At 71.8% G+C, this 11635-nt stretch carries 10 protein-coding genes; 3 read left to right on the forward strand and 7 right to left on the reverse strand.

What is annotated here, in order from left to right; genetic code table 11:
- Positions 1–6 precede the first annotated feature (6 nt).
- A complete protein-coding gene (locus GUI43_RS07585; protein ID WP_249037677.1) occupies positions 7–1314 on the reverse strand; it encodes an RICIN domain-containing protein in 1308 nt (435 codons plus the stop codon).
- 158 nt (positions 1315–1472) lie between these two features.
- Here GUI43_RS07585 and GUI43_RS07590 point away from each other — a divergent pair, with 158 nt between their 5' ends.
- On the forward strand, positions 1473–2660 hold the full coding sequence (locus GUI43_RS07590) for a spore photoproduct lyase family protein (RefSeq protein WP_211326659.1): 1188 nt from the start codon (positions 1473–1475) through the stop codon (positions 2658–2660).
- Positions 2661–2676: 16 nt separating this feature from the next.
- On the opposite strand, the gene GUI43_RS07595 is transcribed toward GUI43_RS07590, so the two are convergent.
- Positions 2677–3183: a DinB family protein gene (locus GUI43_RS07595; RefSeq protein WP_112587800.1), complete on the reverse strand. Its 507-nt coding sequence runs from the start codon at positions 3181–3183 to the stop codon at positions 2677–2679.
- Positions 3184–3260: 77 nt separating this feature from the next.
- The gene (locus tag GUI43_RS07600; RefSeq protein WP_249037678.1) at positions 3261–4103 is read right to left on the reverse strand and encodes a M15 family metallopeptidase; all 843 of its coding nucleotides are present in this window, start codon (positions 4101–4103) and stop codon (positions 3261–3263) included.
- Positions 4104–4342: 239 nt separating this feature from the next.
- Here GUI43_RS07600 and GUI43_RS07605 point away from each other — a divergent pair, with 239 nt between their 5' ends.
- Complete coding sequence (locus tag GUI43_RS07605; protein ID WP_112587802.1) at positions 4343–5380, forward strand: LacI family DNA-binding transcriptional regulator; 1038 nt, start codon at positions 4343–4345, stop codon at positions 5378–5380.
- 135 nt (positions 5381–5515) lie between these two features.
- Here GUI43_RS07605 and GUI43_RS07610 read toward each other — a convergent pair whose 3' ends face one another.
- From GUI43_RS07610 to GUI43_RS07620, 3 genes are all read right to left on the reverse strand, one after another.
- The gene (locus GUI43_RS07610; RefSeq protein ID WP_225855077.1) at positions 5516–6364 is read right to left on the reverse strand and encodes a peptidylprolyl isomerase; all 849 of its coding nucleotides are present in this window, start codon (positions 6362–6364) and stop codon (positions 5516–5518) included.
- A gap of 70 nt (positions 6365–6434) precedes the next feature.
- Positions 6435–7643, reverse strand: coding sequence for a D-alanyl-D-alanine carboxypeptidase family protein (locus GUI43_RS07615; protein WP_112698429.1), 1209 nt, complete (start codon positions 7641–7643; stop codon positions 6435–6437).
- 47 nt (positions 7644–7690) lie between these two features.
- A complete protein-coding gene (locus GUI43_RS07620) occupies positions 7691–8419 on the reverse strand; it encodes a MerR family transcriptional regulator (protein ID WP_211326660.1) in 729 nt (242 codons plus the stop codon).
- Positions 8420–8585: 166 nt separating this feature from the next.
- On the opposite strand from GUI43_RS07620, the gene GUI43_RS07625 reads away from it, so the two are divergent.
- Positions 8586–10880 carry an ATP-binding cassette domain-containing protein gene (locus GUI43_RS07625; protein ID WP_112698430.1) on the forward strand — a complete coding sequence of 765 codons (2295 nt, stop codon included), beginning with the start codon at positions 8586–8588 and terminating at the stop codon, positions 10878–10880.
- Between the two features lie 221 nt (positions 10881–11101).
- Here GUI43_RS07625 and GUI43_RS07630 read toward each other — a convergent pair whose 3' ends face one another.
- Positions 11102–11521 carry a protein-tyrosine phosphatase family protein gene (locus GUI43_RS07630; RefSeq protein WP_091406692.1) on the reverse strand — a complete coding sequence of 140 codons (420 nt, stop codon included), beginning with the start codon at positions 11519–11521 and terminating at the stop codon, positions 11102–11104.
- Positions 11522–11635 lie beyond the last annotated feature (114 nt).

Genomic DNA, 11635 nt, shown 5'->3' on the forward strand with positions numbered 1-11635 from the left:
ACGGTTCTAGGACTGCGGCACCAGCCGGAAGGACTGCGCCGCGGTGCCGTTGCAGGTGTATTGGACGAGCTGGACGCTGTCCGCCGTGGACGCTCCCGGCACGTCGAGACACTTTGCGCTGGACCGGTTGACCAGGCGGTAGTAGCCGGCGCCCTCGGGCTCGGCCCGCCACTGCTGGTTGTTTCCGCCGCTGTAGGACCAGAGCTGGATCGGCGCCGAGTCGGCGGTCGACCGGTTCGTCACGTCGAGCACCTGGGCGCTGTTGTTGCGGTTGTTGACCCGCAGGTACCCGCCGCTGGTCGGCGCGAACTGGTACTGCTGGGCGGTGCTGCTGTTGCACGCGTACTGCTGGATGGCGGTGCCGTTCGCGCTGGCCGCGGCCCGGGCGTCCACGCACTTGCCGCTGCCCCGGTTGACCACTGTGTGCCAGGCGGTCGGCGAGATGCCGTCGGACGGCGGGGGCGTGGTCGGTGGGACGGTGCCGACGCCCGCCAGCCAGTGCAGCCCGTCGATCAGCAGCTGGTTCTGTTGCGCGCTGTCGAAGGTGGAGGACAGCCCGGTGTTGGTGCTGTAGTTCATCGCGTTGTGGCCGAAGTTGGCGTAGAGCATCTTGTACTGCCGGTTGCTCCAGACCAGCGGGTAGTAGCCGCCGTACCAGGACTGGTTGGGGTCCGTGCCGACCGGGAAGCTGGACGGGTCGACCGAGGCGAGGATGTCGATGTTGGGGTTCTGCCGCAGGTCGTTGCTCCAGGAGTACCACTCGCTGATCGACGACGGGAACGTCGCCGGGAGGTTCCGGGTGGCGGCGTGGGTGCGGTTGTCGGCGCGCATCGTGACCCGGGTGGGTCCCCAGGTGTTCGTCTGGAACGAGCCGGTGCCGAGGAAGGTGTTGTAGTACCAGCTCCAGCTCGACGGGTTGTCGGTCCACGCGCTGACGTGGAAGCCCAGCCACGCCCCGCCGTTCTGCATGTACTGCTGGAACGCGGCCCGCTGCGCGGTGGGCGGCGCGTCGTCCAGGAACATGACGACCTTGTACTGGGCCAGGTTGGCGGTGTTCAGCAGGCCCCAGTTGTTTGTGGCCTCCCAGGAGAAACCGTGCTGGGCGGCGGCCTGCGGGAACCAGGCCCGGGCGTCCTTGACGAAGTCGATGTGCGCGGCGTCCCAGGTGCCGTTGTAGAAGGCCAGGACCTTGAACGTCGGCGCGGCCTGCGCACTGCGCGAGGCGTTGACCGCGAGACCGGCGGTCAACGCGACGACCAGGGCGACGAATGCCGACAGGATCCGTCTGGTACGGGAGGAGAGTTCTGCGATCACCTGATCGTCCCTTCGGTCGGGACGCGCGCCGCCGCGTCGATGTGCATCTGTTCACAAGGTTTACAGATAGATGGAAGGTTATGCGCTCCGGTTGGGCGGCGTCAATCGTGGGGCGGCCGATCGGGTGGGATTCCTACGGCAACGGGTACCCCGGCCGGATGACCAGCCCGGACGCCGTCGACGTCGACCAGCCGCTCGCCGTGGACGTACCCACCGCGCCGCACGACGCCAGCGGAGAACGGGTGCCGACCCGCGACCTGGCCGGCCTCGCGCCGCCGGCCCGGCCGGCGCGCCGCTGGACCCCGAGCAGGGTGGTGGCCACCCCCGCCGCGCTCGACCACCCGCACGGCCAACGGATCGTCGAGCGGGTGCGGGCGCTCGGCATCGAGGTGGAACACCTGCGCGCCAACCGGCTCACCGGGGTACGCGGGCAGACCGACCGGGAGACCTACGCCCGGGCCAAGTCGACAATGGCGATCGTGGTGAGCCCACCCTCGCGGCGCGTCCTGCAACCCATCGCGCCCAGCGCGGACTGGCGGGTCGACCTGGCCGAGGGCTGCCCTGCACACTGCCAGTACTGCTACCTCGCCGGATCCCTGTCCGGCCCACCGGTGACCCGGGTGTACGCGGACCTCGACGACATCCTCGCCGGGCTGGCCGCGTACGCCGGGCGCGGCACGGTGACCAGCCGCAACGCGCGACGCGCCGACGAGGGCACCACCTTCGAGGCGTCCTGTTACACCGACCCGCTCGCCCTGGAGCACCTGACCGGCAGTTGGCGGCGCGCGGTGCAGCACTTCGCCGACTGGGACGCCCCCGTGCAACTGCGCTGGACCACCAAGTACGCCGACGTGGACACCTTCGTGGGGCTGCCGCACGCCGGCCGGACCCGGGTCCGCTTCAGCGTCAACTGCGCCCCGGTAAGCGTTCGGTTCGAGGGTGGCACCGCCCGGGTGCCGGACCGGCTGGCCGCGCTGCGCCGGCTCGCCCTCGACGGCTACCCGGTCGGGCTGACCATCGCGCCGATCATCGCGCTGCCGGACTGGCGGGAGCGCTACGGCGAACTGCTCGACGAGGTCCGCGCGGCGGTCGACGGGGTGCCGGACCTGGACCTGACCGCCGAGCTGATCACCCACCGGTTCACGCCGGGCAGCAAGGAGGTGCTGCTCGGCTGGTACCCGCGCACCCGGCTGGAGATGGACGAGGAGTCCCGCACCCGCAAGCACGGCAAGTTCGGCGCGGTGAAGTACGTCTACCCTCGTGAGCAGATGGCCGAGCTGCGCGACTGGTTCACCGCCGAACTCACCGCCCGCGTGCCCGCCTGCCGAATCCTCTACTGGACCTGACGCGCCCTTTCGCGGGCTAGACGCCGACGGTGCCGTCGACGCCCTCACGGAGAAGATCGGCGTGGCCGTTGTGCCGGGCGTACTCGTGAATCAGGTGCAGCATCACCAGCCGCAGTGACACGGTCTCTCCGGAGCGGGCGTTGAGGCCGGTCACGTCGAGCGACGCGGCCGCCCGCTCGATCCGGCGGGCATGCGCGACCTCACGCTCCCAGGCGTCGAACGCCTCTGCCCGAGTGGCCGAGGTGGCGTCGTACGCCTGCTGGAAGTCGCCGGTCTCCGACCAGACCAACCCGATGTCCTCGCCGTCGATGACCCGCCGGAACCAGGCGCGCTCCACCTCGGCCAGGTGTCGCACCAGGCCGAGCAGGGACAGCGCGGAGGGCGGCATCGACTGCCGACGCAGGTCCTCGTCGGACAAACCCGCGCACTTGAGGGCCAGCGTGGCGCGGTGGAAGTCGAGGAACGCGCGCAGCGTCTCCCGCTCGTCGCCGGTAACCGGGGGGCCGATCCGTTCAGTGGTCATTGAAACGATCATGCCGGATGGCACGGGCGGCCGCGGTGCCGGGACGGGGGTCAGGGCCGCGGGGCTGGACCTGACGGTCAGCCGACCGACGAGCGGGCGACGGGCGCGGCGAAGAAGGTGTCCGGGTACGGCTCGTCGCGCAGGCTGTAGTGCCACCACTCGCGGTCGTAGTTGACGAACCCGGCGTCGGTCATCAGACGCTGCAACAACCGACGGTTGTCCCGCGCCGTCCCGGTGATGCGGGGGTCGGCGGTGTGCGCCCGCGAGTCGAAACAGTCGAAGCCCGTACCCATGTCGATGCTGTTGTCCGGGAAGCGTTGCCCGCGCGGCGCGGTGCAGGCGACCAGCGGTTGCCCGACCCGGTACGGAGGTTGGCTGGCGGCGGGCTCGTCGACCAGTGTCAGGTCCACTGTGCTGCCGCGGCTGTGCGCGGTGGGCGCGCCGATGTAACCGTCGGCGAAGAGCCGGTTCTTGGCCAGGTCCGGGTAGAACTCGGCCTTGGTCTGCTGCTCACCGGGGTGCTTCGACCAGGCGACGAAGTCGTCCACCGCCGGCTGCGGGCGGTAGCAGTCGTACACCTTGAGACTGTGCCCACCGGCCAGCGCGGCGTCCTGTACGCGGCGCAACGCCTCGGCCGCCTGCCGGGCGAGCAGGCACAGCGGCTCGCGGTAGCCGGTGATCGGTCGGCCGACGAAGTTGTGCGGGGTGGCGTACCGGATGTCGGCGTGGATGCGCGGGTCGAGGTCGGTCAGCACCACGAACCCCGGCAGTGGGGCTGCCACGGAGGTGGACGGGGTCGGCGCGGGTGTGGGGCTCGCCGACGTCGGCTGCGGCGTGGCCGGCGGGGGGCGGGGCTCCGGCCGCGAGCAGCCGCCGAGCAGCGCGGCGAGCGCGAGCACGACGGCCAGGCGGTAGCGCACGAGTCCTGTCTATCAGCCCGGTTGGGGTAACCATCCCAGGATCGATGTGGTCCGCAGACCGAAAGTAACCGGAAAAACTCCGGAACTTTTCCGCAACTCAAGCGAACCTTCGAACGACCTGGCATGTCGTCAACCCCCATCGGTGAGGCAAGATGGCGCGTGGAACGGGCACGCCGTTTCGGGACACACGGTGGGCGACGCCTGACGGTCGTTCCTCCGGCTCGGTGAAGGAGACGCGGGTGGGCGCGGACGACGGACGCAGGGTGACCATCACCGCGATCGCACGGGAGGCCGGGGTGTCGGTGCCGACCGTGTCACGGGTGCTCAACGGGCGCTCCGATGTGGCCCCGGACACCCGGGAGCGGGTCGAGGAGTTGTTGCGCCACCACGGCTACCGGCGTCGCACCAGCCGCAGCGTTCGCCGTGCCGGTCTCGTCGACCTGGTCTTCAACGACCTGGACAGCCCGTGGGCCGTGGAGATCATCCGGGGCGTGGAGGATGTCGGGCACGGCGCGGGCGTCGGCACTGTGGTCTCCGCGATCCACCGGCAGCCCACCGCGGCCCGGCAGTGGTTGCAGAACCTGCGCACCCGGGCCACCGACGGCGTCATTTTCGTGACCTCGCACCTGAGCCCGCCGCTGCACGCGCAGCTGCGTCGCCTCAACGTGCCGGTGGTGGTCGTGGACCCGGCCGGGGTGCCGGCCATGGACGTGCCGACGATCGGCGCCACCAACTGGGCCGGCGGGCTCGCCGCGACCGAACACCTGCTCGCGATCGGGCACCGGCGCATCGGTTTCGTGGCCGGGCCGACGCACCTGCTGTGCAGCCGGGCCCGGCTTGACGGTTACCGGGCCGGGCTGGAGGCCGCCGGGGTGCCGGTGGACGACGCGTTGATCTACCCGGGCGACTTCTACCACGCCTCCGGGTTCTCCGGCGGGACGGCTCTGCTCGACCTCGCCGACCCGCCGACCGGCATCTTCGCCTCCAGCGACCAGATGGCCTTCGGCGTCTACGAGGCCATCCGGCGCCGGGGGCTCCGCGTGCCGGACGACGTGAGCGTGGTGGGGTTCGACGACCTGCCGGAAGCCCGCTGGGCCTCACCGCCACTGACCACCGTGCGCCAACCGTTGGTCGAGATGGGACGGTTGGCCGCCCGGACCGTGCTGCGCCTGGCCCAGGGCGAGGGCATCGACTCGCCCCGGGTGGAACTCGCCACCGAATTGGTCGTTCGGGACAGCACCGCCGCCCCGCTGACCGGGTCGCCCGCCTCGGCGTGACGGCCGGAACTGCGTCGGAAACCGGTTGGACCGGTTCCGGTCCGTTCCCGAAAATTCCGACGAGGCCGGGCCCGACCGAGAGTCACCGACGGTGGACGCGGTGAGCGACCGACGGTCACCCACCGCGCCGCACGGTCAGTGGTGGTGGTGCCAGCGGACGGCCTTGCGGATGGTCACCGGCAGCGCGGGCGCGCCGTCGACCGGTGCCGGGTCCTCGGCGGTCGGTGCCACTCCCCCGGCGGCGATCCGGTCCAGCGTGGCCAGGCCGGCCCCGTCGACCTCGCCGAAGATCGTGTAGTTGGGGCGCAGCGCGGAGTTGGCGTAGACCAGGAAGAACTGGCTGCCGTTGGTGTCCGGCCCGGCGTTGGCCATGGCCAGCACACCCCGGGCGTACACCCGGCGCTCCCCGGTCGGGTCGGTGGGCGCGGGCGGCAGGTCGGTCGGCAACTCGTCGCGGTACCGGTAGCCCGGGCCGCCCTCACCGGTGCCGGACGGGTCACCGCACTGCAGCACGCTCAGCGTCGGGTACGCGGTGAGCCGGTGGCACGGGGTGCGGTCGTAGAACCGCTTGTTCACCAGGTGCAGGAAGCTCTGCACAGTGCACGGCGCGGCGGCCCGGTCCAGTGTCAGCCCGATCGGCCCGTGGTTGGTCGCCAGTGTCACCCGGACGCTGCCCCGGGCCGGGGTGCGCCGCGGGTCGGGCGGCAGCGGCACCGGCCGGGCCGCTGGCTCGTCCGGGGTCTCGGTGTACGCGCACGGACCGTGGGTGGTGCGCGGTGGTCGGGTGGCGGCGTCGGCAGCGGCGGGCGGCGCGGCGGAGACGCGCACCGTGTCGGCTGACGGGCCCGGGGCGGCGAGCGCGGTGGCGGACGAGCCGACCACCAGCGCCCCGGCGAGCGCTGTCACCCCCGCGAGGCGGGTCAGGGCGCGCACCGGCCGGCGGGGTGCCGCCACTGCGGGGCGCGGTTCGAGTTCACTCGGCACAGGGATCCTCCTGGACTGGTGGTGCCAGAAAGACCGGAGTCTATGGAGGGTAGCGCCCGATGTCGATCCGTCAGGGCATCCGGCGGCGACGCCGCCACAGCAGGCCGCCCAACAACGCCACCACCGTCGCGCCGCTCACCGCGGTCACCGACCAGAGCCACTCCGAGCTGGTACGCGCGGGCCCGCTGGCCGCCGCCGGTCGGGGCGCGCCGGGTGCCGCCAGCACGGACGGCGCCGCCGACGGGGTGGCGGTCAGCTCGCCGGGCTCGACCAGTCGACCCACGGCGGCGTCCCGGGGCAGCGTGAAGCCCCAGTCCAGGAGGGCCGCGCCCTGCTGCCAGCCGCGCACCGGTGCCGATTCGGCGCCCAGCAGGGTCACCACCAACCGCCGTCCGCCGCGTTCCGCCGCCCCCACGTAGGTGTGCCGGGCCAGGTCGGTGAAGCCGGTCTTGCCGCCGAGCGCCCCCGGATACCGGTAGATGAGCTGGTTCTCGTTCTGGATCTCGAAGCCCTTGGTGCGTTGCGCCGGCTGGGCCGGAATCGACGTCTGCTCGGTCAGCGCGTACCGGCGGAAGGTCGGCTCGGCGAAGCAGGCCCGGGCGATCAGCGCCAGGTCGTACGCGCTGGTGAACTGCCCCTTGCCGTCCAGCCCGGACGCGGTGACCGCGTGCGTCTGGAGCGCGCCTAGGTGGTGCGCCTGCTCGTTCATGGCGCGCACGCCCGCAGCGCTGTCCGTCCCGCTGCCCAGTCGGGCCAGCGCGTTGGCGGCCTCGTTGCCGGAGTTGAGCAGCAACCCGAGCCAGATGGTCTCGATGGTGTACCGGCCGCCCGCGACCAGGCCCACGGCCGAGGAGCCGGGTTCGATGTTCATGTCCGCCTCGGTGACGGTGACCGTCTGCTTCGGGTCGAGCTTGGGCAGCATCGTGGCCGCCAGCAGGAGCTTCTGCACGCTCGCCGGTGTGCCGTACTCGTGGGGGCCGCATCCGCCGAGCACCTGGCCGCTGTCCAGGTCGGCGACCAGCCACGACGTGGCGGTGACCCTCGGCGGCGCGGCGACGCCGGCCGGCACGACCAGGCCGGCCGTGTCCAGCGCCGCGCCGCCGACCACCCGTTGTTCGGGGACCGCGGGTGGGGGCGACGGCCGGGGTGGGCGGGACGCCGCCGGCACCGGGACCCGGGGGCAGCGCACCGTCGGCGCGGCGGACGCTCCCGTCGCACCGACCGGCACCGGAGCGAGCAGGACGGCGCACGTCGTGGCCGCCAGCAGCGCAGCTCTCATGTGCCCGACCCTAGTCAGGAGGATCGCCCCGCGGGACGGGATGCCGGTCAACCCGCGTCGCCGCGACCGCGCAGGTAGTCGTGCAGCGCGGCGCTGCCCCGCAGCCGGCGCAGGCTGCGGGTGTGCAGCTCCTGCTCGCGGCGGGCCAGCTCAGCGCGGACCCGCTGGGCGCTGCCGGTGGTCCGCAGCTCGCCCAGCACCGCGGCGATGATCTCGAAGGGGTACGCGCCCCGGCGCAGCAACGCGATGACCTGCGCCGCGCGTAGCTCCGCCTCGTCGTACACCCGGTAGTTGGTGCCCGGGGTGCGGCCCGGCCGCAGCAGCTCGCGCTCCTCCCACAGCCGCAGCTGCGAGGTCCGGACCCCGACCAGGGCGGCGACCTCTCCGATGCGGGCGCGGTGGCGTGGCGCGGGTCGGGCCGCCGGTGGGCTGGCCAGCACGGTCTCGAAGGCGCCGAGCACCCGGCGGATCTCGGCGCGTTCCCGGTCCAGCTCGGCATGGCCGCCGTCGAGCGCCGCCAGGGCCGCCGGCAGGTCACCCGTGTGCACCGCCGCCATGATCTCCCGGGTACGGCTCCAGCCGTGCCCCTCGGCCAACCGCCGCGCGACGGTCAGCGCCCGGGCGTGCTCACCGGTGAAGATCCGGTAGCCGCTGGCGGTGCGGCGCACCGGGGGCAGCACCCCCAACTCGACGTAGTTGCGCACCTGCTGCACCGAGATCCCGACGGTGGCCGCCAGGTCCACGGCGCGCAGCCGATCCTTCGAGGCGACGTCCACGCGAGTCACCGTACCGCTTACGACGTGATTTGAGACTTTCCTGGACGTGCTGCTGAGCCCTGCGCTGGGATCTCGGCGAAACTCTCTACATGGGGATGAATGAGACAATGGAACCCGCCAGTGCTCGGCGGGGCGAGGTCCCGCCACGATTCCGTGAAGGGTTCGTATGTCGCAGCCAGCATGGTCCGCCGCCGACAGCCACGACATGATCGAGGTACGCGGGGCGCGGGAGAACAACCTCGCCGACGTCTCGGTCGACATCCCCAAACGCCGGCTGACCGTCTTCACCGGTGTCTCCGGGTCGGGCAAGTCGTCGCTGGTCTTCGGCACCATCGCCGCCGAGTCCCAGCGCATGATCAACGAGACCTACAGCGCATTCCTCCAGTCGTTCATGCCGAACCTCAACCGTCCGGACGTCGACTCGCTGCGCAACCTCAGCGCGGCCATCGTCGTCGACCAGGAACGGATGGGGGTCAACTCCCGCTCCACCGTCGGCACCGCCACCGACGCGTACGCCATGCTGCGGATCCTCTTCAGCCGGCTCGGCCAGCCGTCCGTCGGCGGCGCCGGGGCGTTCAGCTTCAACCTGCCCGAAGGCATGTGCCCCACCTGCGAAGGGCTGGGCCGCGTCTCCGACCTCGACGTCAACGAGCTGGTCGACGTCGAGCGCTCCCTCAACGACGGCGCGATCACCGTGCCCAACTTCGCTGTCGACTCCTGGTACTGGCAGACCATCGTCGGCTCCGGCCTGTTCGACCCGGACGTCAAACTCCAGGACTTCACCCCGCAACAGTGGGAGGACTTCCTGCACAAGCCAGCCACCAAGATCAAGGTGGGCAGCAACAACTGGACGTACGAGGGTCTGGCCGTCAAGGTCAAGCGGCTCCTCCTGTCCAAGGACCGCGAGTCGATGCAACCGCACATCCGCGCCTTCGTCGACCGGGCGGTCACCTTCACCAGCTGCGGCGACTGCGGCGGCACCCGACTCAACGCGGCGGCGCTGTCGTCACGGATCGCCGGGCTCAACATCGCCGACTGCTCGGCCATGCAGATCAGCGACCTGGCCGCGTTCGTCCGCACCGTCGACGACCCTGGGGCCGCGCCGCTCGTCGCCAACCTTCGCGACCTGCTGGACTCCCTGGTCGAGATCGGTCTGGGCTACCTCAGCCTGGACCGTGAGTCGGCGACCCTCTCCGGCGGCGAGGCGCAACGGGTGAAGATGGTCCGCCACCTCGGCTCCAGCCTCTCCGACGTCACGTACGTCTTCGACGAACCCACCGTCGGCCTGCACCCGCACGACATCGCCCGGATGAACGACCTGCTGCTGCGGCTGCGCGACAAGGGCAACACCGTGCTGGTGGTGGAACACAAACCGGAGACCATCGCCATCGCCGACCACGTGGTCGACCTCGGACCAGGCGCCGGCACCGACGGTGGTCGGATCTGCTTCACCGGCGACATCCCCGGCCTGCGCCGCTCCGACACCCTCACTGGGCGGCACCTGGACCACCGGGTGACAGTGCGCGAGGCGGTACGCCAACCCACCGGGCAGCTCGCCATCCGCCAGGCCGACCTGCACAACCTGCACGACGTGGACGTGGACATCCCGCTCGGGGTCCTCACCGTGGTCACCGGCGTGGCCGGCTCCGGCAAGAGTTCACTGATCCACGGGTCGCTGCGCGGCCGGTCCGGGGTCGTCATCGTCGACCAGTCCCCGATCCGTGGCTCACGACGCAGCAACCCGGCCACCTACAGCGGGCTGCTCGACCCGATCCGCACCGCCTTCGCCAAGGCCAACGGGGTCAAGGCCGCGCTGTTCAGCGCCAACTCCGAGGGCGCCTGCCCGACCTGCAAGGGAATCGGCCTCATCTACACCGACCTGGCCATGATGGCCGGCGTGGCGAGCGTCTGCGAACGGTGCGAGGGGCGGCGCTTCACCGACGAGGTGCTCACGTACACGCTGCGCGGCAAGAACATCCACGAGGTGCTGACCATGTCGGTCACCGAGGCGTACGCGTTCTTCCCCAGCGGGGCGGCGCACCTCATCCTCGGCCGGTTGGTCGACGTCGGGCTGGGCTACCTCAGCCTCGGCCAGCCACTGACCACCCTGTCCGGCGGGGAGCGGCAACGACTCAAACTCGCCATCCACCTGGCCGAGAAGACCACCACGTACGTCCTGGACGAGCCGACCACGGGCCTGCACCTGGCCGACGTGGACCAACTGTTGGCCCTGCTCGACCGGATGGTCGACGCCGGAAACACGGTGATCGTCATCGAGCACCACCAGGCGGTCATGGCACACGCCGACTGGCTCATCGACCTCGGCCCCGGTGCCGGTCACGACGGTGGCCGCATCGTCTTCACCGGCACACCGGCCGAGCTGGTCGCCACCGGCGACACCCTCACCGCCAAGCACCTCCGCGAGTACGTCAACGACCCGGCGGTGATCGGCCAGGGCTGACACTGCCCCGCTACCTGCCGGAGCACAGCGGCGAGGTGCCGGCACGAGCGGCTGTGGTCCGGCGGTTCCAGCGGCGGCGGCCGGCCGACGCGGCGTCACGGGTGGCCCGCACGAGCACCGGCGGTCCGGCCGGCGGCGCTCCGACGGCAGTGTCAGGTGACGCCGTCGGTGGTCCGGCCGGCGGCGGCGCTCCGGCCGGCGGCGGCGCTCCGGCGGCGGTGTCAGGTGACGCGGCGCAGCCAGCGCCGCTGCCAGGGGGTCTCCACCGCCTTCGGGTGGTAGCCGGCCCGCACCCACGGCACCGCCCGCTCGACCGGCAGACCGTCGAGGATCGCCAGCGCGGCCAGGGCCGTTCCGGTACGACCCACCCCACCCCGACAGGCCACCTCGACACGTTCACCGTCGTGGGCCCGTCGCAGCGCCTCCCGTAGGACGTCGAGGGCTTCGGCGCGGTCGAGCGGCACCCAGAAATCGGGCCACCGGATCCGCCGGTGCGGCCAGGCCGGCTCCGGACCGGGTGCCAGCAGCACGGCGAAGTCGGCGGGCGAGGTCGCGGCGGCGACGCGGCGTCCGCGGACCGTCGCCCCACTGGGGAGTACGAGTACGCCCGACTGCTCGGACCACGGCTGTGCGTCAGTCACCCGGCCATTGTGCCGCGACGCTCTGACGGATGAGCACAGACAGCGCCGCCCCCGGCCGGTGGGCTGGGGGCGGCGCTGGTGTCGGTGTGCAGGTCGCCTCTCGGCGAGTGGCAC

Source organism: Micromonospora noduli (assembly GCF_003264365.1).
Taxonomy (GTDB): Bacteria; Actinomycetota; Actinomycetes; order Mycobacteriales; family Micromonosporaceae; genus Micromonospora; species Micromonospora noduli.

Coding starts and splice junctions, on each gene's coding strand:
- GUI43_RS07625 (WP_112698430.1), top strand. CDS start 8,586: ATGTCGCAGCCAGCATGGTCCGCCGCCGACAGCCACGACATGATCGAG.
- GUI43_RS07595 (WP_112587800.1), bottom strand. CDS start 3,183: ATGACCACTGAACGGATCGGCCCCCCGGTTACCGGCGACGAGCGGGAG.
- GUI43_RS07590 (WP_211326659.1), top strand. CDS start 1,473: ATGACCAGCCCGGACGCCGTCGACGTCGACCAGCCGCTCGCCGTGGAC.
- GUI43_RS07615 (WP_112698429.1), bottom strand. CDS start 7,643: ATGAGAGCTGCGCTGCTGGCGGCCACGACGTGCGCCGTCCTGCTCGCT.